The following is a 22,463-nucleotide window of genomic DNA, read 5'->3' as shown; positions in this document are numbered from 1 at the left end:
TCCTCGACACTATCCCTTCCACGCCCAAAACCCCAACCCATCACCCATCATTTCACCCAACCCTTCGGCGATGGAGTCCCGCGAACGCCACCCCAAGCAACAACAGCACCGCGCGCTGCGGCTCAGGCACCGCGAATGCCACATCGTCAACCGTCATCATGGCGAGCGAACCACCGCTTCCCGTTGTCGTATCCGTCCAACGCAGCCATAGTTCCTCTCCACTGTCCCAACCAAGCCCGGAAACCACCCCACCAGAAAGTGCCACACGACCATCATCATTTCCATCAACCGGCGTGCTGGTTCCTGGCGTCGGAAACGGAGCGAAAAAATCCAAAGCAGAAACACTCGTCCACGTTCCACTCGCGGTGATGCTGCCAGCACCCGCCGCGAAAACCTGATATTCAAAAGTCAGCTTGTCCACTCCCGCGCCAGCAATCGCACGCCATTGCTCCCCATTGTAGCTGAGCGTAAACCCGTCGTGCGTCATTCCCGTCGCGTTAGTCAGACCCAGCCCGAAGTAAATCGTGTGTCCCGCCGAAGACGAATTCTGTCCCCCGAAGGCACGATCCCCTGGAATCCCCGCACTCAATACCACATTTTGCGCAACGGTTCCTGGTGTAGCTGTATAGGTTGCAGGAGTAGCATTGGTCGATGAACTCCAATGCCAGCCCGGCAGGGTCGTTCCTGCTACCCAGGCATTCGTCGTGCCGGTTGACGCAAGCGAATCAAAATTCTGATTATACGACGGTCCCGCAAGACTAACTGTCACCGCCGCCAAAACTGTCGAAGGCACAAATCCTACAGCCATTGCGACCGTAACGCTTGATTTGACAAGAAAATGAATGGGTGGCCAACAGGGCATGCTATCCATTGATTAGTTCATGAAACGAAAAATGGAAAGCCAAATCGGCGAACTTCGAAACTCCCAAGCTCCTCCGCCTTTATTCGATCCATGAAAACTCCCAGTCCATGATCTCATCCGCCCATCATCGGTTCGTCTAAAGCCAGGGCTCACTCATTTTTTTCCTTCTCCTTCTTAGCAGCTTTCGCTTCCTTCCTCTTCACCTTCTTCGGCGGCCCCTCACCTTCCCGCGCCGCATCGTAAGCCGGGTTCACCGTCATCATCTGCGCCCCCACTCGCTTCCGCCACTCCCTCAACTCCGTCAGCATCGCCGCCGTCCTCTCTGGTTCCTCCGCCGCAAGATTCCGCGCCTCCGAAACATCCTTCGCAAGATCATACAACTCCGCCTCCCCCGTCTCAAACCACTCAATCAGTTTCCAGTCCCCTTTTAAAATCGAACCTGACGGCTTCTCCGCATGATAATGCGGATAATGCCAGTAAAGCGTCTCACGCTCAAGCGACCCAGCACCCTTCAAAACCGCCGTCACATCCACCCCATCCACATCCGGCGGCACCGCAGCCCCTGCCAGAGCCGCAAAAGTCGGCAAAAAATCAATCGTGCTCAGCGCCACCTCACTCGTCTTCCCCGCAGCCACCTTTCCCGGCCAGCGGGCAATCAACGGCACACGCACCCCACCCTCATACAACGTCCCTTTCCCCGCACGCAGCGGCGCATTGTTCGTGTAACTCTCCGCACCCCCATTATCCGAAGTAAAAATCACCAGCGTGCTCTCCGCCAGTTGCTGCTTCTGCAACCAATCCAGCATCTGCCCCACACTCTCATCCAGCGACTCCACCATGGCCGCATAACCCGCATTCGTCTGAAGCGGCTTTTTCTCATCAATGATCTTCTGATACTCATCCCTCAACCCCGGCTCAAACCGGATCGGCCCATGCACGGAATAATGAGAGATCGCCACAAAAAACGGCTTCCCCTTTTCTTTCTCAATGAATGCCATTGCCTCCGCATTCAACGTAAACGCCCCCTTCACATCCTCCGGTTCATCCTTGCGATTATGAATCCACTTTTGTTCCCCCGCCTGAAACCCATGACTTAACGCACTCCCTCCCACATGCCACTTGCCCAACCACGCCGCTGCATAACCCTGCGGCACCAGCACCTTGGCCAGCGTCATCTCCGACTCCGGCAATCCCATCGTCCAGTCCGGCACCAATAACTTCGCAAAAGGTCGTTCATGACCCTTCATGAAATCCGTCACCCGCGTCCGCGCCGGATATTTCCCCGTCAGCAAAGCCCCACGAGTAGGCGAACACACATGCGCCGCTGCATACGCCCGCGTAAACCGGGTTCCCTGCGCCGCCAACCGGTCAATGTTCGGCGTGCGGTAAAGATCCGAGCCATAACAACCGAGATCCATGAACCCCATGTCATCCACAAAGAACAGCAGGATGTTTGGACGTTCCGCAGCTCGAAGGGTGAGAGCCGGAATCGTGACACAGAGAAGGACAAGCAGAATATTGACGCGCATGGTGAGTTACAGCAAAAATGATGCTCTCGAAAACGGACTGAAACCCGCCACCTTTCGCGAGATTGGCACTGCCGCATCCATTGCTTCTTGAAACCCTCGCCAATAGTATTCCGACCAATCTCTGTCCAACATTCATCCTAACGGACTTCTCCCATCGCCATGCGCCTCCTCGCCCTCTTCATCATTCTGCTCCTCTCCCCTCAACTCCCCGCCGCCGCCACCACCCACGACCTCATCGTCTACGGTGCCACCCCCTCCGGCATCGCTGCCGCCGTCACCGCCGCGCGCGAAGATAAAAACGCCTCCATCCTCCTCATCGAACCGACTGCTTGGATCGGCGGCCTCGTCACTGGTGGACTCTGCCGCAGCGACATCGGCAACGCCGCCACCATTGGTGGATTCCCCCTCGAGTTCTTCACCCTCGCCGCGAAAAACGCCGACCCCAAATTCATGTGGTATGCCGATCCCAAATACAACATGACCACCTTCCAAACCCTTCTCAAAAACCACCCCAACATCACGCTCATCACCACTCAGCGACTCCAATCCGTCACCACCGAAGACCGCCGCATCCAGTCCCTCACCACCACCGACGGCAGCACCCACACCGCCGAACAATTCATCGACGCCTCCTACGAAGGCGACCTCATGGCCCAGGCAGGCGTCAGCTACCTCGTCGGTCGCGAATCCCGCGACCAATACAACGAACCCCTCGCCGGATTCACCATCATGCCCATCCGTGAACGCTCCGACGAAATCATGTCCCGTGCCGGCAATCCCAGTTACATCCACGGCACCCCTGCGAAAATTTCCGCCCTCGACGATAACGGCAACATCCTCTTCGGCGTGTTCAAAGCCGATCCCACCAAAAAACCCGGCGACGCCGACGGCCTCACCCAGGCCTACAACTACCGCATCGTCGTGACCCAACGCCCCGACCTCCTCGGTCCTTTCCCCAAGCCCCAAAACTACGACCCCAAACGCTACGAACTTCTGCTCCGACTTACTGAAGCGTTCCCCAAAGTCGCCTTCGGACGCATTTTCCACCTCGGCGAAATCGCCAACGGCAAATACGACCTCAACGCCCAGGGCCTGTTCTCCACCGACCACCCCGGCTTCAATACTGACTATCCCGACGGCGACTGGACCAGCCGTGAAAAAATCATCCAGGAACACATCGACCACCTCCAGGGCATGCTCTGGTTCCTCAGCCACGACCCGCGTGTCCCACAAAACATCCGCGACGAAGCCAACACCTGGGGCCTCTGCAACGACGAATTCACCGACAACCAAAACTGGCCCTACGCCCTCTACATCCGCGAAGGCCGCCGCATGATTGGCAGCTACGTCATGCGCCAGCAGGACCTCACGGCCGACATCAAAAAGCCTGACTCCATCGCCATGGGTTCCTTCCTCATCGACTGCCACATCGTCCAACGCGTCGTCACCGAAGACGGCCATGTCACCGACGAAGGCTCCTTTCAGGACACCCCCGCCCGCCCTTATCACATCGCCTACCGCAGCATCACGCCAAAAATCGAAGAATGCGAAAACCTGCTCGTCACCGTCACCTGCTCCGCCTCGCACATCGCCTACTGCTCCATGCGCATGGAACCCGTCTACATGGCCCTCGGCCACGCCGCCGGACTCGCCTCCATCCAGGCCCTCAAAAATCAGCAACCCGTCCAATCCATCGACGTCGCCGCCCTCCAGCAAAAACTCCTCGCCCAAAAAGCCGTCATCGACCTCAACCTCCCTGATATCACCCTCTCCACCAAACTCCCCGGCATCGTCCAAGACGATCAAGCCGCCACCTACACCGGGCACTGGACCAGCAGCGGCTACGGCAATCCCATCGACGGCTCCAGCCATCACGACGGCGGCGACGACCAGGGCAACAAAACCGCCACCTTCACCATCGCCGTTCCCGAGAACGGCAAGTATCAAGTCCGTCTCGCCTACGCCCCCGCCCCCAACCGCGCCAGTAACGTGCCCATCATCATCACCCACGCCGACGGCGAAGCCACCCATCAAGTCAATCAAAAGACCCCACCCAAAGACGATCCCCACTTCACCACTCTCGGCAGTTACTCATTCAAAAAAGACCAGCCCGCCATCATTCAAATCACCAACAAGGACGCCAACGGCATTGTGGGCATCGACGCCATCCAGCTTCTTCCAGAGTCGAAGTGACCTCCCTTCTCACTTCTTCACCGGCAAACCCGCCTTCATCCAGGAACGCAGACCGCCTTCCATGATCTGCACGTCTTTGTAACCCAGTTCCACGACGATCACCGCCGCCCTTCTCGCCCGCTCTCCCAGCGCGCAATAAATCAAGATTGGCTGATTTTCACGCAACACCGCCATCTTGAAATGGTCCTTGAAGGTCTGGTGCAGAAAACTCAACTGACTGGCTCCCTCGACATAACCACGCTCCTTCACCTCCCAAGGCTCGCGCACATCCACAATGTTGACCCCCGGATTCTGACGGATAAAACCATACGACTCAATTGCCGAAAGCACCGTCACCTGCTCCGGCAGTTTCACCTCCGGCGGCACCACCTCGACTTCGCTGCCGCGCAAATCCATCGCCATCATTAGCAGCAGCGGCAACACCTGCCACAGCGTGCAGCGCAATTTTGAAGGTAACATCGGAATCGGCATCAGGGGTTCAACCATCCTTCGCCGCAGAACCGGCAACTTCCAGCCGCTTTTTCTCCAACGCCTCCAAATAAACGTCCTCCAGCGCCGCAATCTGCGCTTCACTGCCAAAATTCGCCCGCACGCTGGCCGCTGCATGACGCGACAACTCCGACAGCTTCGACTCATCCCCCATCACCGCCAATAAATGAGCCGCCAGCTGATTCGGACTCGCCTCCGGTGCCAGCAGTCCATCATGACCATGCGTCACCGCTTCCGGAATGCCGCCATGATTCGTCGCAATCACCGGCAACCCCGCCGCCATCGCCTCCAACATCGAATTCGGAATCCCTTCCTGATCCGAATCCTTCGTCGTCTCACTGGCATGCAAAAACAAATGCGCCAGCTGATACTGCTCCAGCAACGCCGCCTGATCCAGCCAGCCCAAAAATTCGACATTCTCCTCCAGATCCAGCTCCCGCGCCTTTTGTAAAATCTTCTCCTTCAGCGGCCCTTCCCCACACAGCACATACTTCAACTGCGGATACCGCGGCTTCACCACCGCCAGCGCCCGCAACGTCGTCAAAATCCCCTTCTTCGGAATCAACCGGCACGCCTGCACCAGCCGCCACGCCCCATCCGTCGGCGCCGTCTTGACCGTTGAAGGCAAATGATCCAGCGGAATCGGCGTGTGATTAAGCCGCAACTTCTCTGCCGGACATCCCAAGAATTCCAGCCGCTCCAACAACGACTGACTGCGCCCCATCAACAACGTCGCCTTGGCAAAAACCTCCTGCAGTTTTTCCATATACCCCGGACGGTCAATGAACTTGGCCACGTCCACCCCATGAAACGACACCACAAACGGCCCCTCCCAATCCACCAGCATTTCGAGAAAATGCACCGCCTTGTGACCATAATACACATGCACCAGATCCGGCTTGTCGGCCCTCAATCGTTCCACCAGATCATACGGATAATACGGGCTAACCTCCCGGTTCACCGGACGCGGCGGCGGCCATTGCTTCGTCACATGTTTATACCAAAACCTCAGCAAAAAATTCCCCTTCAACCTCGGCCTCGGCAGCTTCTTCAAGACCGTGACCGGCTCAAAAGGAAACAACTCCGGATTCTCCAGCGACTGCGTGTAAACATGCGTGCGCACCCGTTGAAAACCATTCACCTGCCGGTAGATACTCTGCATCTCCGGCTTCAAAAAAGTGCCGCACAGGCTGATCACCAATGGCGGCTGCGGCGTCGGCGTGTTGTCGTTGCTCATGAATAAATGCGTCTGGCCTCGTCGTAACTCGCCTCCAGTTTGGCGATTTGTGCGCCCGATTCAAAGTTTTCCTGCATGTCCTTCGCTGCAGCGATCACCATTTCCTTCCAGCGTCCCGGATTCCCCGTCAAATTCAGCAGCGCCTCCGTCAATCCCGCACGATCCCGCTCCGACACCAAAACCCCCGTCACCCCATTCCGCACCGCCTCCGGAATCCCCCCATGCAAAGTCGCCAATACCGGCAACCCCGTCGCCATTGCCTCCAACATCGAATTCGGAATCCCCTCCTGATTCTGATCCTCCGTCATCCGACTCGGATGAATGAAGAGATGCGACTTCTGATAAAGCTCATTCAACTGCAACCCGTTCAAAAACCCCGCAAACGTCACCTTCCCCTGCAACCCCAGCTCATCCCTCAACCCCTCCAGCTCCAACAACAACGGCCCCTCCCCCGCAATGGTAAAATGCGCTTTCGGATCTCTCTCCACCAACGCCGCAAACGCCACCATCGCGTCATCCAACCCCTTCTTCTCCACCAACCGGCACGCCTGCACCAAATGCCACGCACCATTCTCCGGCGCCGTCCGATCCGCATTCAACGGAAACTGCTGCAACGGAATCCCCGTGCGATTCATCCGCAATTTCGATTCCGGACACCCCAACTCGCGCAACCGATCCAACAACGAATCCGATCTCGCCAGCACCAGCGTCGCCGCCTGCAACAACTCCCGCAACCTCACCTCATAAGACGGATCATGCGCCCTCCGCTGCACATCCATGCCATGAAACGAAACCACCACCGGCTTCGGCCAGCGTTTGATGAACGGCAACAAATGAACCCCCGTGTGACCAAAATACACATGCATCAAATCCGCCTCGCGCCGCTCCAGCAACTTCGCCAGCACCCCATACTCTCCCCGATACACAATTGCCGGCTCCCTCTTCACATACTTGAGCCAAAACCTCCTCACAAAATTGCTCCTCACTCCCGGCGCCAATTCCACCCCATCCTCTGGCATTGGATACCGCTCCTGCGACTGACGCTCCTTGCAAATCACAAACGTCTCAAACCGCCGCAAACCCGTGATCTGCCGGTAGATGTGCAGCATCTCCGGCTTCAAAAACGTCGTGCAATAACTGGCGACAATCGGCTTGCTCATGATCAACAAAAAAGTGTCTCCCGACCTCCCTCACTGCGCCGCCGTTTCCCCACCCGGAGCCTTGGTGTCCAGCCGGAATGACTTCCCGTCCGCACTAAACTCAAACCCGCCCACCCGCTTCATCGTCTCCGCCACCTGCGCATTCAGCTTCGCCAGATTCAACCACGGCCAGTTCTGCAAACTCCGCAAAAACCCCTCGCTCACCGTCTTCCCCGGCACCGCCAGCGTGCCAATCCGCAAGTCCATCGACTGCCCGTCGATATAAGGCTCAAACGAGGCCTGCCCAACCAAAAACCGCTGAGACTTGTCCGTCAGTGAAAGCCGGTTCATTGGCCACACCAGATCCGCCAAAAACGCCTTCCCTGTCGCATCCATTCCCGTAAACCGCACCATTCCCCGGTAATCCGCGATCCCCGCCTCCCCCGCCAGCACCACCAGCGCATTCATCTCCGGCACATCCAACGTCAAACTCGCCGCCCCACCCGCGTTCGCCGTCAGGAAAGTCGTCAGTTTTTGCTCCAATGCCGACCTCGTCTCCACTGAGACCTCCGCCACCGGCAACGGCTCCGCCACATCCACCGCAAACTTCCCGATCTCCTCATTCTGCTTCAATCCGCTGTAAATCACCCAACACACAATCCCCCCCACAATCGACAGGATGATCACAAAGATCGCACAGCCATACAGCGGATTCGATTCGCCCGTAGGCACTTTTTCTTGAGCAGACATGAACCGCATTGGTGATGTCTACTTCCCTTCCGGTCAAGGCAATCTCATCAATCCTTCCCTCCAAACGCGCGATAAGCCTGCTCCATCACCCCCACAACCCGTTCCCCTATCTTTTCCGTGACAAATTCCCTACCTGCAACCTAACATCGACTAGCCATGCCTGTTCGATTCCCAACCTTTCGCCCCACGTCCTCTAGTCACGGATGGCTCATCGTCCTTCTCGCGATCGCCTTGACCACCCAATCACTCATCGCGCGAAAATCCGAACCCGTCGAACTGACCGCCTTGCGCAGCGACTTCGAAACCAAAGCCCTCGCCACACTGCAACCCCTCTCCCATCTCCAAACCCAGTTCGAAGCCGCCTTGATTCGACAACGCGCCTCCAGCCAGGACCCCGCCCTGCATCAAGCCGTCGACCAACTCTTGAGCGCCCTGGCCAGGGCAGAAATTCCCCAACCACCCGGTCATCCAGAAATCGAAAAACTTTGGACCATCCGCCAGCAGCAATACGAAACGCTTAAAACCCAACAATACCAGGCCTGGATTCAGCTCGCCAACGACCACCGCGCCGCCATCGACCAACTCAAACAAACCCCCGGCCCCCGCCTCACCCGCTGGGAAAACGCCGCCCTCAACCAGGAAATCGCCTGGCTCGAAGCCGAACAAGCATGGCTCGCCCAAAACTACGCCCCCTGGCAGTCCGGCGACCACTGGCGGGAAATCCTGCACAACATGAAGTGGCAGGGCCGGGCCAAAAAACAGGAATCCAACGGCCTGACCTTTCTCACCTCCCGCCCCCGCGAAGAGACCCAGGTCCTTCTCGGCCATCCCGTGCCCCCGCCCTTTGAAATCGAAATGCTTGTCACCCCCGATCAAAAAGAGCTCACCCTCCCCATGGATGCCGCTCGTCTGACCTTCAACCTTTCAAGCGAGCCCTCCGCTACCCAATTGGCCGACTTCTCCTTCCGCGACGCCAAATCCTTCAAGATCACCAAAGCCCCCGGCAAATCCCTCAAAGCAGGTGTTGAACAAAAAGTCACCGTCAAAGTCCACCTCCAAGGCGTCGACATCCGCGTCAACGACACCCCCTTCCACAGCTTCAGCGCCGACTTCACCAACCTGTCATTCCGACCCGCCATCGGTGCCTCCAACGGTTCCACCGTCGTCCTCAAGTCCGTAAAATTCCGCCGCCCCAACGCCATCCACCGCCCCCTCTCCACCTCCGGCCCGTCACTGGCTCCCAACTCTTCGGCGGCCCCTTAATTTGATCCGAGCAGCCAAGATCAAAGCGAACTGCCGAGTGAAAAATCAACAAAGAGTATGCGGACAATCTCAATTCATCCCGGAATGCGCCCAACCAGGCACCTAGTCCCATTTCACGTCGTTGTCTGTCTAACGCTTTTCCTGAGCTTCGCCCCTATCGCAACGTCCGAAACCACTCCCACCAAATCCAGTTCATCACTAATCGCAACCGAGTCGCAGATCACAGGTGAGCCTAACCTCACAGTCTCGGTCAAAGTCATCGGAGACGACCCTGCACTCGCTGGATTGATGGATCGACTGGGAGGCTATCTCGTCGACTGCAACTCCGACCAAAGTTCTCCTATTTTGGTTTTTCCTGACAACCAGCCAACGCCTGAAACTCCTATGGATGGGCAAACTGAAATCAGGATGAATTTCTCTGGTGTGAATCCGGGACGATATACTTTTGTTTTCGACAGAATCGGAGCTCTGGCCTTCAAGCATGTCCCCTTTTCCCAGTCGATCCAAGTTCAAAGTTCCAGACACATTCTCGACGAAATTCAAGTCACCCTACCACTCAACCTGGTGCCAATCCGAGTTACCCTTCTTGGCGATGAAAAAACGTGGCGATTCTATTCGAACAGGCCTCCTTTCATTGAGCTTTACAACTTCCAATCCGGTAAAGAAGGACCGCGAAAAGTAAACATGCGGGCTCCATTGTCGAAAAAAGTTGGTGATGCCCCGCTCACTCTTGAAACTGCTCTCCCGATGTTGACCGACGGCATCTACCACGTCAACTTGACCTACCATCTTTTCGGCAAACGCGAGAGAGAATCCAAAAAGCTTGTTGAAATTAAGAACGGGAAATTGATTGGCGAATCCATCAATTTTTCTCATGCAGATGGAAAAAAGACCCCGGACTAGTCTCCCCCACGGCCCGCGCGGATTCGGCTGCCGGCCTCATAGACATCGCGATAGCAAATCGACTGCCCATCCCTGGTCGCGATCCATCGACTGTCGCCACGCTTGAACTCCACAGCAGACACCCCGTTTTCCGCCGCAGGCCATTCACTATTTTGCGCCACCCTCCCATTCCGACCCGTCCAATATTGAGTTTGCCAGCCAAATACTGCGAAGAAAACCGCGATCACAGCCAGTCCCCCCAATCGAGGCCAAACGCCCCGCTCCTTGATCATTGGTTCGACCACCTTCCCCAACCCGACGGCAATCCCCACGATGGCTGCCGGCAAAAGATAAGAGAGATACCAGTAATAAAAATAGAGCGATGTGAATTGCTGATGAACCAGCGCCACCAAGGGTGCCACCAATGCAAAACCCAATACCCATGCCGCAGGAGCCCCCTTGCCTTGCCTCCCACGAACCAACCACGCCATGCCCGCAATGATCAGCCCGGGCAGCAGCAACCATTGCATTCCCGCAAGAATCGGTTCCATCGCAGCGAAGCGACTCACCAAAACCTCACCGAGCGAAACCGTCCCCGCCTTCAAATCCCGGACATCACCGGGCGAAGGGAAACTCGTCCCCGTGCTGTATTGCGACCACGCATAAAAAAACCAGTAGGGCTCCAGCTCGATCAATTCAAAAATCTCACGAAAAATGTAACTGGCCTGGGGAACATGCGGCGCAATCACCACGATGAACGGCAACGCGACCGCCACATTCACCGCAAACAGCCGCGAGATCGGCCCCGACCACGCTTTGTCCCGGCTGCGCCACCACCGCCACCCGAGCAACGCAAACAGCCCCGCATTCATCACGAAAGCAAAATGCATCGACCCGGGATACGACAGCAAACACAACAGCACACTGATCGCGAACCCCCACCAATACCGCCATCGATCATGCCGCAGCGCCATCCACGCAAAGCCAAGCGCCAAAGGCACCAGCAGCAACACAAACGCATAACCTCGCGCCTGCAGGCTGTAGTCGATGTGCATCGGATGAATGGCTGCCAGCCCGGCGGCAATGGCCGCTCCCACTCGCAATCCCCAAATCTGCATCAACCACCAGACCGTGACAACCGCCCCAATCCCGGCGAGAAAAACGGGAACTCTCAGCGCCACCACGTTGAATCGTTGCCGATCAGTTCCGGTCGCCCAACGCCAAATACGCAGACTGGATTGGGTCGCCAAACTCAGAAGAATCGGATTGTTCCCCAACATGTTTTCCCAAAGCGCATCCTTCCATCGCGCCTCCCGCCAACGCTCCGTCCCGTCTGTTCGAATCTCCAGATGACCATGAAAATTTCTACGCAGATTGTCCTGCTCATCAAAGTAGATCATCCGGTCCAGATGCGGAGCCCGATAAGCCGTCGCCACTCCCACCAGCACCAACAACAACACCAGATCGATCCTCTTTACTTGCCATAGAGCCACCCCCGTCACCCCTTCCACCCCATGCCATCGACACGCAGGACGCATGACCATCGGCACCCACCAGCGCACCGTCAACGCCGCCAACAAAAGGATCACCCCGACCGCCAGAACGCCCTGCCACACCCCAATCTGCACATAGGCATCCACGCCAATCCGGTATTCCCCAAGGCTCTTCACATCAAAAAAAACACTGCGCGGCACCTCTTCCTTCGGCACCTCCATCGCTTTGGCGACCGTCCTCAATGCAGGACCTTCCCATGGCGCGTTGGCCAGCACTACAAACAAGAAACACAGTGCAGAAATGGCTCCCAGAATCAGGGCACAACAGCGCGGGCGGGTCGAAATCAACTTTTCAAACATCGGAACAAAAATTTACTCAAGCAAGTGTTCCAATTTTGCATACCTACAAAACGCCCTTACACAATACCGGATCTCGTCGAACCAAAAAGAAATGCCTCACGATGCCAAAGCCGGGCCAGCATAAAAGCCGCCCTCTGGCTCTAATGAGCCAATCACCACCTCAAATTGAAATTTGGTTCCCCAAATTCCCCCGCCAATCTTCGTCGGCGAACAGCATTCTTCTGCCTCAAAATCGAATCATCCAAGCGGGCAACCACCGACCACTCACTCCAACCCACCACGAATCAACGCAATCGCCCCATCCGCAAAATCCTCCGCCGACCCCGGCCTCACCCGATACAGCCACTCCCAAGCCGCCGCATAAATCGACCAGCTCCACAACGTCGCCTTCAACTCCGCCTGTCCACCCTTCTCAATCTCCGCCACCCACGGCACCAAAAGATCCCTCAACACCTCCTTCACCTGCGCCTCCAAAAATGGCTCGCACATGCGATTCTTCGGACCGTCCTTGCACTTCGTTTCCAACCCACCGACAAAATCACACACCGCCAGCAGCATCTGCCGCGGTCCCTCCTCCGTCACCACTCGCCCCACCATCCAGCGATCCAACACCTCCAGAAACGCCGCCCGGATCGCATCTGCCAACAAGTCATACTTGTCCTGGTAATGCGCATACACCGTCGCCCGGTTCACCGTCGCGCGATCCGCAATGTCCTGAACGGTAATCACCTCAAAATCCTTTTCCTCCAACAACCCCACCAACGCCTCCCGCAACAACTGGCGGGTGCGAACGATTCTTGGATCTAGAGTGGCATTGATGACTGGAGGCATAAGATAAGATAACGACCTTCAACATTGACAGTTGCGACAATTCATCAAATTTATCCAACATTTGTTGTTTAGGCAACATCTGACATCCGCCGAGCCACGTAATTGGCTTCCGATCACCTCTCGTCTCCCTGCATGAAGCGCCCTATCTCTCTCCTCGCCCTCGTCGCGACTCTGTCAGCCTGCAAACCCGCCGCCGATCCCCAGGCCGCCATGCAAATGCCCCCGCCAACGGTGACCATCGCCAATCCCGTGAAACAAAAAATCACTGAATGGGACGAATTCACCGGCCGCATCGAAGCCTCCGAATCCGTGCGCCTCTATTCGCAAGTCACCGGTTACCTTCAAAGCACCCACTTCCAGGACGGTTCCGAAGTCACCAAAGGCCAGCTGCTCTTCCAAATCGATCCCCGTCCCTTCCAGGCCACCCTCGATCAGGCCAGCGCCCAGCTCGAACAAGCCCGCGTTCGTCATCAACTTGCCAAAAACGAACTCGACCGCGCCACCAAACTCGTCGAAGCCAAAGCGATTTCCGCCGAAGACTTCGACACCCGCTCCACCGCCCTGCGCGAAGCCGATGCCGGACTCAAAGCCGCCGAAGCCACCGTCGCCAAAGCGTCCATCGACGTTGAATACTGCGCCATCAAAGCCCCCATCGCCGGTCGCATCAGCCGTCGCATGATGGACGTCGGCGGACTCGTCATCGGCGGCCCCATGGGAGCCACCGAACTCACCAGCATCGTCGCCCTCGACCCCATCTACGCCTACATCGATGCCGATGAACTCTCCGTCCTTCGCTACCAGCGCCTCAACCGCGAAGGCACCGGAGCCGCCACCAAAGAAGAAGACATCATCCCCTGCGAAATGGCCCTCGCCGACAGCACCGATTTCCCCTTCAAAGGCGTCATTGATTTTGTCGACAACCGCCTCGATCCCAGCACCGGCACCATTCAAGTTCGCGCCCTCTTCGACAACCCCAAACCCCCACGCGGTCAGCGCATCCTTCAACCCGGTTATTTCGCCCGCGTCCGTGTTCCCAACAGCGGCGAATACGAAGCCCTGCTCATCGACGACAAGGCCATCGGCTCCGACCAGGCCAGCAAGGTCGTCATGGTCGTCGGCGAAGGCAACATCGTCGCCCCCCGTCCCGTCATTCTCGGACCCGTCATCAACGGCAAACGCGTCATCCGCGAAGGACTCACCGAGCAGGACAAGGTCATCATCAACGGTCTCTCCAAAGCCTACCCCGGCACCCCGGTGACCCCCATGACCGAAGCTGAAGCCAGCGCCGCCGCAGCCGCCGCAGCCCCTCCTGCTGCCACCGCCGCCCAGTAATTCTCCGCCCCGCCTTGCCTCCGCCCAGTTAGCTCAGCCTCGCCCCGTCCAGTCCCGCCACTCCCAGCCACCCGCAATGAATTTCGCCAAGTTCTTCATCGACCGCCCCATCTTCGCGGCGGTGCTCTCCATCGTGCTCACCCTCACCGGTGGCATCGCCCTCTTCACCCTGCCCATCGAGCAATACCCGCAGGTCGTCCCCCCCACCGTCCTCGTCACCGCCCGCTACCCAGGCGCGAACCCCGAGGTGCTCGCCCAAACCGTTGCCCGTCCCATCGAACAGGAAATCAACGGCGTTGAAAACATGCTCTACATGAGCTCCAACAGCACCTCCGACGGCACCTGCACCATCATCGTCACGTTCAAACTCGGCACCGATCTCGACATCGCCCAGGTCCAGGTGCAAAACCGCGTCGCCGTCGCCGAAGCCCGACTCCCCGAGGACGTGCGCCGACTCGGCGTCACCACCGTCAAACAGTCGCCCAACTTCACCCTCGTCGTCAACCTCATCTCGCCCGACAACAGCCTCAGCGATCTTTACGTCGGCAACTACGCGCTCCTCAACCTCAAGGACCAGCTCGCCCGTCTCCCCGGCGTCGGCCTCGTGCAAAACTTCGGCGGTTCCGAATACTCGATGCGCATCTGGCTCGACCCCGACAAGATCTCTTCGCGCAACATGACCGTCACCGACGTCGTCAATGCCATCCGCGAACAAAACGTGCAGGCCGCCGCCGGGATTCTCGGCGCCCCGCCTGCTCCGATGGGCACCGACTACCAACTCACCATCAGCACCCAGGGCCGGCTCATTGAAGTCGCCGAATTCGAAAACATCATCGTCAAAAGCGGCGACGACGGCCAGGTCACCCGCGTCAAAGACGTTGCCCGTGTCGAACTCGCCGGACGCGACTACAACATGGAATCTTATCTCGACGGTCAGGCCACCGGCTCCCTCGGCGTCTTCCAGCTCCCCGGTTCCAACGCCCTCGAAACCAGTGCCGCCGTCCGCGAACGCATGGAGGAACTCAAACAATCATTCCCCCCCGGACTCGACTACCGCATCGTTTACGACACCACGATGTTCACCCAAAAGTCCATCGACGCCGTCATCCATACCTTCATCGAAGCGCTCATCCTCGTCGTTCTCGTCGTCATCATCTTCCTGCAAAACTGGCGCGCCTCCATCATCCCGCTGCTCGCCGTTCCCGTCTCCATCATCGGCACCTTCCTGGTCATGAAACTGTTCGGCTTCTCGCTGAACAACCTCACCATGTTCGGTCTCGTTCTCGCCATTGGGATCGTGGTCGATGACGCCATCGTCGTGGTCGAAAACGTCGAGCGAAACATCGCCCTCGGACTAACCCCTCTCGCCGCCACCCGACGCGCCATGGAGGAAGTCTCCGGACCCGTCATCGGCGTCGCCATCGTCCTCACCGCCGTGTTCGTGCCCACCGCTTTCATGACCGGACTCACCGGCCAGTTCTACCGGCAGTTCGCCCTCACCATTGCGGTCGCCACTGTCATCTCCGCCTTCAACTCCCTCACCCTTTCCCCGGCTCTCAGCGCCATCCTGCTCAAACCTCACGGTGCCAAACCCGACTGGTTCCAACGCCTCATCAACTTCACCCTTGGCTGGCTCTTCAACGGCTTCAACTGGCTGTTCGAAAAATTCACCAACGGCTACACCGGCATCGTGCGACGCGCCCTGCGCTTCTCCGTGATCGCCCTGCTCATTTACGTCGGCCTGCTGTTCCTCACCGGACGCACCTTCACCAGCGTCCCCGCCGGCTTCGTTCCCACCAGCGATAAAGGTTATCTCATCGCCTTTGCCCAGCTGCCCGATGCCGCTTCCATCGAGCGAACCCGCAAGGTCACCAACGAAATGACCCGCATCGCCCGCAGCATCCCCGGCGTTGCCCACAGCATCGAAATCCCTGGCTTTCACCTTCTCTCCGGCGGCTCCGCCATGCCCAACGCCGGCACCCTTTTCATCATCCTCGAAGACTTCGAACTCCGCGCCAAAGACCCCAACAAAAGCATGGGCGCCATCCTCGGCCAGATCAGTGGAGCCTACGGTGCCATGCAGGAAGCCATGGTGTTCTGCTTTCCCCCTCCGCCCGTGGACGGACTCGGCAACACCGGCGGATTCAAACTTCAAATCAAAGACAACAACGCCCAAGGCAAAGACGCCCTCGCCGGCGTTGCGTTCAACATGATGCAAAAGGCCAACACCCTCCCCGGCCTCACCAGCGTCTTCACCACCATGCGTCCCAACGTCCCGCAGATCCGCGTCGACGTCGACCGCTTCAAAGCCAAGTCCATGGGCATCCGCCTCGCCGACATCTTTGAAACCCTGCAAACCTGCCTCGGTTCCATTTACGTCAACGACTTCAACCGATTCGGTCGCGTCTATCAAGTCACCGCCCAGGCCGAAGCCAAGTTCCGTGTCAAACCCTCTGACATCACCCGCCTCAAGGTCCGTAACGACCAAGGCCAGATGGTCCCCCTCGGCACCCTCGTCACCATTCACGAAACCACCGGACTCGACATCGCCGCCAGCTTCAACACCGCCGCCAGCGCCGACCTCTCCGGCAGCACGCTCCCCGGCGTCTCCTCCGGTCAGGCCATCGCCATGATGGAAAACCTCGCCAAAACCGAACTCCCGCGCGGCTTCACCTTCGACTGGACCGAGCTCACCCTTCAAGAGATCCTCGCTGGCAACTCTGCCATCTTCATCTTCCCCCTCTGCGTCATCTTCGTGTTCCTCGCCCTCGCCGCGCAATATGAAAGCTGGTCCCTTCCTCTCGCCATCATCCTCATCGTTCCCCTCGTCATCCTTGCCGCTCTTTGGGGCGTCATCTGGCGCGGCATGGACAACAACATCTTCACTCAAATCGGCTTCGTGGTGCTCGTTGGACTCGCCTCCAAAAACGCCATCCTCATCGTCGAGTTCGCCAAACAACTGGAAGACCAGGGCAAGAACATCTTCGACGCCACCGTCGAAGCCGCCCGTCTCCGACTCCGCCCCATCTTGATGACCTCTCTCGCCTTCATCCTCGGCGTCACCCCCCTCGTCCTCGCCTCCGGTGCCGGTTCTGAGATGCGTCAAGCCCTCGGCACCGCCGTGTTCTTCGGCATGATCGGCGTCACCATCTTCGGCCTCGTCCTCACCCCGGTATTTTATCTGGTCATCCGCAAACTCACCGTCAAGTTCTCCCGCAAAAAAGCCGTTTCAGAAGACCACCCCCAACAACCACCCGCCTCCCCCGCCCTGCCCCAACCGCATTAAGCGGATGCCAAACATCTGGGAACTGAGATAACACATCATCAAAAAGCAGGATGCGAAAATGTGCCCTGTTTAATGTTTTAGTCTCGTCAGGAGGATATCTTAAAGACGACTTATGCCCTGACCGCTTCTGCTCTTGGCTCAAGGAGGAGAAAGTCCAATAGTTTATACCGGCCACACGCGCAAATTCGGCACCGCTCAATCCAGACCTATTGCACCTCTCAATCTAGACCTGTTGAACTGCTTAAACAACGCCATGCGTTGGCAGAATGTCGTCAATACCTTCCCCTGCGGTCCTACTTCAAAACCGCCACCGACTCTGGGTCAAATTCACTATCCGTCATAGTCCTATTCAATATAAAAGATGCAATCGGTCAATTTTTTGCATACTGCCCCCTGACCCCATTCATCCCCGCGTTGAGTTTGACAGGTCGCTTCTGGCGGAAAAACACAAAACAATCCTCAAATTGATTCCTAAGGCATTTCTGGACGATCGTTTATCGTGAAAACGTTCACGAAATTACGTCGCGAGCTGATAGCAAAAATCCGACATTTTCCGAGGAGATGGGTTATGACACTTGGCTCAGGCTTTTGTAGAACACCACTTCCCAGAGTGGAAGGTCTATCCAGCGCAAGTCGAACATGAACCCCTCAGGATCTTCAGCTCTAAACGCCTCGATGAGATCTTCTTTCTCAATCGATTCGACGCCAAGGATTTCCGCAATCTTCTTGCGCGTGAGAACTGGCTGTTCTGCCGTTTTCAGCATCTCCCGAGCATGGTTCCAAAGCAGTTCGTAGGACATGGAAAGCTAAAAGCACTTTGTCCGCATTGTGCAAAGGGTTTTTTGTTTTGAAATACACTATTGCCAGACTTTACTCGATACCGCAGGTGTGTTTAGTAACCGCTAACAACATAACATCTTAAACACCATGTCCTACCGTAGCCACGAAATCAGCCACGAACTAATTTCACTTGTGAATGCTCTACAGTCACCGCCTTCATCCGATCCCGCCAAGCAAACGCAAAGGGGTATACAACTTGAACGGGAATTAGGAAAATTCGCCGATAAGGTCATCAAAATTGCCGAGGAGGCAGCTGTTGAAAAGGTTAAGGAGATTTACGGCAGCAGGTAATTCAAAGCGCCAACACTGAGTGAAATTGCCCTCTACTCAATGAGGGGAATGTGGTGTTCGCCGAGTTCAACAATGAATGCAGAAGCCCAAAAGTAGCACGTGATCAGAAGCTGCAAATATTGCCTCTATTCGTGCAACGGTAAACGCTTCTACGATTAATGAATGAAAAAGCGCAACTACCCTCGGAGAGGAAGATGGAAGGTCTTCGATACTGATTCGGGACAAAAGATAAAAAGTATTGATGGGAGTGATCAAAGGACAGCCGGGGGAATCCTCAGAAGATGTATCGTGTGCGGAACGCGCTCTTCGCTTCGTCTTAGCCACATCATTCCAAGTTGGGCATTCGATTGGCATAAAACTGCATGGGGCGGAGTAGTGAATATTTCACAACTGAACAATGGCCTAAAAATACAACTCCAAGATAGCAATAAACACTATCTGTTGTGCTCTTCATGCGAGCAGAAAGCCTCGATAGTAGAAAACTACGCTAAATCGATTGTCAATAGGGATAGGAAAATGCTCCGCAAGTATGGGACAACATATCTTTTTGGAGATAGATATTGGAGGTTGAGGTTCGACCTTATTGAACTGTTTGTGGCATATGTTGCCATTAGGGTTCATTATTGCACGAGCGTTCCTTGGGGAAGCAGAAAGCTCCCAATATATTTAGTAAAGCGACTAAGAAGGACGCTATTGGGGCGACCGACTGAAAAAATAATGACCACCGCTTGGCGCTTTACCACTCCTAAATCGGATCCGAAGCACGACCCGCGTGAAGATATTGGAGTTGACTGCGAAGAAAACACTCTCGGTTGGTGTATTATTTGCATGATAGGTGGCATTGAATGGGCGGCATTCTTTGAGCCCGCCAAGGCAATCAAAATAGGTTTTGTTGGGTTTGGTATGGGAATCACATCCCGAATAGTTAACTTGCCATACACGGAACATCGAATATTCAAATATCCCGAGAAATGGACGAAGTCACCTCCCGCCGACTGGAGGTAAAATTGAACGGGAAGAAATGGGGTCAGTGAGGAAGAAATGGGGTCAAAGCAATGGGGTCAGGGGTCAGCAAAGCAATGGGGTCAGGGGTCAGCAAAGCAATGGGGTCAGTGTGCAAAACCTTGACAGGGTGAGCACCCACAACAAGAATGCAGCGGACAATGAAGAATGGGCATCACGCGGTTGGATGAGGTTAGCCTTGGCGTCAGGACAGGATCGATTCAAACCAAAATGCGGCAACAACGTGTTGCGGTAGCGCACTAACCGCCAAAATCTTGCTTTCGCGTGCGGGGTGTATTTCCACAGAGTGACCTAATGCCTCACTTTATGACCGATTTGCCTCGCTACTGCCTAGGTAAAGATGGCGACCCCTACGAGAAGCCTCAAATCTCAAAATGGTGCGTTGATTATCAACGGGTTACGCTTCTGACACAACAACGCTTGGATGGGAGCATTGTATCAACTCAAACATTATAATACCCCCCAATCTATACATCAAGCTTCGGAATCCCTTAAAAGATATTTTTTCGAAGGATTAGGCCGTGAAACTGTGATAAGTAGCCAAAGCCATTTCTTAAACAACCTCCTGAGCCACAAAACCATGCACACATTTTCCCTTGGCCCTTCAGGGGCAGGCAAGTCCTACCTCAGCGAGCAGCTAGCTGAACACGAGAGGCTTGTTTTTATTGAGGCTGATTTGTGGCCACCAGTAGATGGTATGATTCATCACGGGCTGAAACCTCAGTGGGATAGGTTTTTTCTGAGCTGTGATCCGATACCACTTCTTACTGAACTCGATCAACGCGCAAAAACCGCCAAAAAGTCGGGAATTGTTTTGTCTTTTCCTGGCTTTCCCATCTTAAGACAGAAGCACATTGCAGCAGCCCGTGGAATGTTTAGAATCATCTATTTCGAAGGATCACCGGGGCAATGCCTCTATTCCTTTTTGACTAGAGAGCGTGATACCGGACGCAACCTCAACATTTCACACTGGTCTTCAAATATTGACGATTTTTTTGCGTTTCTGGCTTCTGGCGAGGTTGCAGCGAACACCGTGTCAGTATTCACAACAGAAGGCAAAAAACGCCCTTTCAGGGAAATAAACAACGACATCAGCCTGATCATCTAGCAAGCAAATTCTTCCAATTAGCATTCCTCATGAATCAAGGCGACATTGTCAAAGCGCACTGCAACCAGTGTTCAGGAGATCGAAACCACTTCCTTATTCACTACCATAAGACTGCCCGGAACGAGATTCTTTCTGAAGACCCACCGGCTCGAATCCACGGTGAAGACTTTTATGAATTGTTGCAGTGTGCCGGGTGTGAATCTATCACATTCCGGCATACGTGCTTACAATCAGAAGTGACAGATGAAGATGGGCGAGAAGTTCCCTCCATCAATTACTATCCCCCAGCCACCTTCCGAAGAATGCCCACATGGACGCACGCAATGACACTTGTAGATGGTCAGAAGCTTGCAATCATCTGGCTGCCCGAATTCGTAACCCGACTAATTCCAGAAATTTATTCTGCGCTCCATAGCAAATGCTATGCCCTGGCAGCCATGGGGGTCCGGGCGCTCTTAGAAAGCATTATGATTGATCAGGTCGGTGACAATGGCTCGTTCCAAAAACAACTTTATAATCTTCAGATTGCAGGAGGTATCTCGCCACGTCAAAAGAAGATTATTGAAGATACTCTTGAAATAGGCCACGCGTCCATTCATCGGAACTTTTCCCCTTCGCGACTGGACATAATCAGCTCTCTAGATATTGCGGAGGGTTTAATCGAAACTATCTATATAAACGAAGGCAAAGCTCAGTTTTTGAAGAATAAGGTTCCTCAGAGAAGAAAAACAATCAAAGGGTGACAAGCTAGACGACCATTTTACAATTTTTGTCTTATGGTTTTAAAGAATGAGCACACAAACTTGTTACATGTGCAAAAACAAAGCAACCTCAGTGGAGCATGCTCCGGCGAAGTGCTTTTTCCCGAAAAAACAACGCAGCCAACTGATCACGGTTCCCTCGTGCTCATTCCATAATGAAAAAACGTCAAAAGACGACGAGTATGTGCGAAATATTTTTATCGGATTTGCCGGTGCTCAAGATGCTGGAAAACAGGAAGTCTTAGCAACGACATTTAGATCCTTTGATCTGAGTCCATCGCTGAAAGCCAGTGTTCGCTCTTGCATGGAGCAAGTTAGTTACCAAGGAAGGGACTTTTGGACTGTTCGTCTCAATTGGGAGAGAATTGAGCGAACAATGCATAAGATAGCGTGTGCTCTCCACCGCAGTCATTACAGAACGCCGCTGAATGTTAGCACATCCACTGTCATGAGAGCCGGCCTAAACATAGGTATAGAAAAACAGGATGACACCAATGAAATCTTTGGATTTATTGAGCGTGCATCACTAAGCTGGCACGGAAAAAATCCATGACAGGGGTCAGTCCGCGCATTGCAACATTAGCTTCAAAGTGACAGGGGTCAGTCCGCGCATTGACAGGGGTCAGTCCGCGCATTGCAACATTATCTTCAATTTTTATACCTCTTTTGAGGTGAGCTAGATTTCTGGACCATCCACTCCAGAATACCATCCAAATGACATCGAAGCCACGCAAACGATACACCGCCGAATTTAAAGCACAGGCCGTTGAACTCATCAACACCGGCAGGCCAGT

General features: G+C 55.4%; 19 protein-coding genes. 9 read left to right on the top strand and 10 right to left on the bottom strand.

Annotated elements, in window-relative coordinates; all coding sequences use genetic code 11:
- Window positions 1-52: 52 nt before the first annotated feature.
- Both FEM03_RS21160 and FEM03_RS21155 read right to left on the bottom strand, forming a co-directional pair.
- Window positions 53-808: a hypothetical protein gene (locus tag FEM03_RS21160; RefSeq protein ID WP_138088309.1), complete on the bottom strand. Its 756-nt coding sequence runs from the start codon at window positions 806-808 to the stop codon at window positions 53-55.
- A 203-nt stretch (window positions 809-1,011) separates the two neighbouring features.
- Window positions 1,012-2,391, bottom strand: coding sequence for a sulfatase (locus FEM03_RS21155; RefSeq protein WP_138088308.1), 1,380 nt, complete (start codon window positions 2,389-2,391; stop codon window positions 1,012-1,014).
- Between the two features lie 159 nt (window positions 2,392-2,550).
- Here FEM03_RS21155 and FEM03_RS21150 point away from each other — a divergent pair, with 159 nt between their 5' ends.
- Entirely contained in the window at window positions 2,551-4,584 is a 2,034-nt protein-coding gene (locus FEM03_RS21150) for an FAD-dependent oxidoreductase (protein WP_138088307.1), read from the top strand.
- Window positions 4,585-4,593: 9 nt separating this feature from the next.
- Here FEM03_RS21150 and FEM03_RS21145 read toward each other — a convergent pair whose 3' ends face one another.
- The 4 genes from FEM03_RS21145 to FEM03_RS21130 are packed head-to-tail and all read right to left on the bottom strand — an operon-like array spanning window position 4,594 to window position 8,199.
- Entirely contained in the window at window positions 4,594-5,043 is a 450-nt protein-coding gene (locus tag FEM03_RS21145; RefSeq protein WP_166443048.1) for a rhodanese-like domain-containing protein, read from the bottom strand.
- A gap of 19 nt (window positions 5,044-5,062) precedes the next feature.
- Window positions 5,063-6,310, bottom strand: coding sequence for a glycosyltransferase (locus tag FEM03_RS21140; RefSeq protein ID WP_138088305.1), 1,248 nt, complete (start codon window positions 6,308-6,310; stop codon window positions 5,063-5,065).
- The gene (locus FEM03_RS21135; protein ID WP_138088304.1) at window positions 6,307-7,470 is read right to left on the bottom strand and encodes a glycosyltransferase; all 1,164 of its coding nucleotides are present in this window, start codon (window positions 7,468-7,470) and stop codon (window positions 6,307-6,309) included. Before FEM03_RS21135 ends, FEM03_RS21140 begins: the two co-directional genes overlap by 4 nt.
- A gap of 30 nt (window positions 7,471-7,500) precedes the next feature.
- Window positions 7,501-8,199 (bottom strand): hypothetical protein, encoded by a 699-nt coding sequence (locus FEM03_RS21130; RefSeq protein WP_138088303.1) that lies wholly within the window; start codon window positions 8,197-8,199, stop codon window positions 7,501-7,503.
- Window positions 8,200-8,430: 231 nt separating this feature from the next.
- On the opposite strand from FEM03_RS21130, the gene FEM03_RS21125 reads away from it, so the two are divergent.
- Complete coding sequence (locus tag FEM03_RS21125; protein ID WP_166443047.1) at window positions 8,431-9,462, top strand: hypothetical protein; 1,032 nt, start codon at window positions 8,431-8,433, stop codon at window positions 9,460-9,462.
- A gap of 285 nt (window positions 9,463-9,747) precedes the next feature.
- Window positions 9,748-10,365, top strand: coding sequence for a hypothetical protein (locus FEM03_RS21120; protein ID WP_138088301.1), 618 nt, complete (start codon window positions 9,748-9,750; stop codon window positions 10,363-10,365).
- Here the strand turns inward: FEM03_RS21120 and FEM03_RS21115 are convergent.
- Window positions 10,362-12,197 carry a glycosyltransferase family 39 protein gene (locus FEM03_RS21115; RefSeq protein WP_138088300.1) on the bottom strand — a complete coding sequence of 612 codons (1,836 nt, stop codon included), beginning with the start codon at window positions 12,195-12,197 and terminating at the stop codon, window positions 10,362-10,364. The genes FEM03_RS21120 and FEM03_RS21115 overlap by 4 nt on opposite strands.
- Window positions 12,198-12,461: 264 nt before the next feature.
- Window positions 12,462-13,028 carry a TetR/AcrR family transcriptional regulator gene (locus FEM03_RS21110; RefSeq protein ID WP_138088299.1) on the bottom strand — a complete coding sequence of 189 codons (567 nt, stop codon included), beginning with the start codon at window positions 13,026-13,028 and terminating at the stop codon, window positions 12,462-12,464.
- Between the two features lie 132 nt (window positions 13,029-13,160).
- Between FEM03_RS21110 and FEM03_RS21105 the strand changes: the two genes are divergently transcribed.
- Entirely contained in the window at window positions 13,161-14,360 is a 1,200-nt protein-coding gene (locus tag FEM03_RS21105) for an efflux RND transporter periplasmic adaptor subunit (RefSeq protein WP_138088298.1), read from the top strand.
- 76 nt (window positions 14,361-14,436) lie between these two features.
- Window positions 14,437-17,646 carry an efflux RND transporter permease subunit gene (locus FEM03_RS21100; RefSeq protein ID WP_138088297.1) on the top strand — a complete coding sequence of 1,070 codons (3,210 nt, stop codon included), beginning with the start codon at window positions 14,437-14,439 and terminating at the stop codon, window positions 17,644-17,646.
- 566 nt (window positions 17,647-18,212) lie between these two features.
- Here FEM03_RS21100 and FEM03_RS21095 read toward each other — a convergent pair.
- Window positions 18,213-18,446, bottom strand: a complete 234-nt coding sequence (locus FEM03_RS21095) for a hypothetical protein (RefSeq protein WP_138088296.1) — start codon at window positions 18,444-18,446, stop codon at window positions 18,213-18,215.
- A 127-nt stretch (window positions 18,447-18,573) separates the two neighbouring features.
- Here FEM03_RS21095 and FEM03_RS21090 point away from each other — a divergent pair, with 127 nt between their 5' ends.
- The 4 genes from FEM03_RS21090 (at window position 18,574) to FEM03_RS21075 (ending at window position 21,651) form a co-directional block, all read left to right on the top strand.
- A complete protein-coding gene (locus FEM03_RS21090) occupies window positions 18,574-18,777 on the top strand; it encodes a hypothetical protein (protein ID WP_138088295.1) in 204 nt (67 codons plus the stop codon).
- 162 nt (window positions 18,778-18,939) lie between these two features.
- Window positions 18,940-19,782, top strand: coding sequence for a hypothetical protein (locus tag FEM03_RS24860; RefSeq protein ID WP_138088294.1), 843 nt, complete (start codon window positions 18,940-18,942; stop codon window positions 19,780-19,782).
- Between the two features lie 598 nt (window positions 19,783-20,380).
- Complete coding sequence (locus FEM03_RS21080; RefSeq protein ID WP_138088293.1) at window positions 20,381-20,908, top strand: nucleoside/nucleotide kinase family protein; 528 nt, start codon at window positions 20,381-20,383, stop codon at window positions 20,906-20,908.
- A gap of 29 nt (window positions 20,909-20,937) precedes the next feature.
- A complete protein-coding gene (locus tag FEM03_RS21075) occupies window positions 20,938-21,651 on the top strand; it encodes a DUF4145 domain-containing protein (protein ID WP_138088292.1) in 714 nt (237 codons plus the stop codon).
- 527 nt (window positions 21,652-22,178) lie between these two features.
- Here the strand turns inward: FEM03_RS21075 and FEM03_RS24855 are convergent.
- Window positions 22,179-22,463: hypothetical protein (locus tag FEM03_RS24855; protein WP_206171101.1), on the bottom strand; the 285-nt coding region annotated here is incomplete at its 5' end.

It is taken from the genome of Phragmitibacter flavus (assembly GCF_005780165.1).
Classification (GTDB): Bacteria; Verrucomicrobiota; Verrucomicrobiia; order Verrucomicrobiales; family Verrucomicrobiaceae; genus Phragmitibacter; species Phragmitibacter flavus.
The sequence above is the reverse complement of the archived record's forward strand: the minus strand, read 5'-3'. Positions and strand labels throughout refer to the sequence as shown.

Bases quoted from the DNA above. Each gene is read 5' to 3' on its own strand.
- FEM03_RS21160 (WP_138088309.1), bottom strand. From the start codon at position 808: ATGGCTGTAGGATTTGTGCCTTCGACAGTTTTGGCGGCGGTGACAGTT.
- FEM03_RS21145 (WP_166443048.1), bottom strand. From the start codon at position 5,043: ATGTTACCTTCAAAATTGCGCTGCACGCTGTGGCAGGTGTTGCCGCTG.
- FEM03_RS21090 (WP_138088295.1), top strand. From the start codon at position 18,574: ATGTCCTACCGTAGCCACGAAATCAGCCACGAACTAATTTCACTTGTG.
- FEM03_RS21130 (WP_138088303.1), bottom strand. From the start codon at position 8,199: ATGTCTGCTCAAGAAAAAGTGCCTACGGGCGAATCGAATCCGCTGTAT.
- FEM03_RS21140 (WP_138088305.1), bottom strand. From the start codon at position 6,310: ATGAGCAACGACAACACGCCGACGCCGCAGCCGCCATTGGTGATCAGC.
- FEM03_RS21080 (WP_138088293.1), top strand. From the start codon at position 20,381: ATGCACACATTTTCCCTTGGCCCTTCAGGGGCAGGCAAGTCCTACCTC.
- FEM03_RS24860 (WP_138088294.1), top strand. From the start codon at position 18,940: ATGAAAAAGCGCAACTACCCTCGGAGAGGAAGATGGAAGGTCTTCGAT.
- FEM03_RS21095 (WP_138088296.1), bottom strand. From the start codon at position 18,446: ATGTCCTACGAACTGCTTTGGAACCATGCTCGGGAGATGCTGAAAACG.
- FEM03_RS21135 (WP_138088304.1), bottom strand. From the start codon at position 7,470: ATGAGCAAGCCGATTGTCGCCAGTTATTGCACGACGTTTTTGAAGCCG.
- FEM03_RS21105 (WP_138088298.1), top strand. From the start codon at position 13,161: ATGAAGCGCCCTATCTCTCTCCTCGCCCTCGTCGCGACTCTGTCAGCC.
- FEM03_RS21110 (WP_138088299.1), bottom strand. From the start codon at position 13,028: ATGCCTCCAGTCATCAATGCCACTCTAGATCCAAGAATCGTTCGCACC.
- FEM03_RS21155 (WP_138088308.1), bottom strand. From the start codon at position 2,391: ATGCGCGTCAATATTCTGCTTGTCCTTCTCTGTGTCACGATTCCGGCT.
- FEM03_RS21150 (WP_138088307.1), top strand. From the start codon at position 2,551: ATGCGCCTCCTCGCCCTCTTCATCATTCTGCTCCTCTCCCCTCAACTC.
- FEM03_RS21075 (WP_138088292.1), top strand. From the start codon at position 20,938: ATGAATCAAGGCGACATTGTCAAAGCGCACTGCAACCAGTGTTCAGGA.
- FEM03_RS21115 (WP_138088300.1), bottom strand. From the start codon at position 12,197: ATGTTTGAAAAGTTGATTTCGACCCGCCCGCGCTGTTGTGCCCTGATT.
- FEM03_RS21100 (WP_138088297.1), top strand. From the start codon at position 14,437: ATGAATTTCGCCAAGTTCTTCATCGACCGCCCCATCTTCGCGGCGGTG.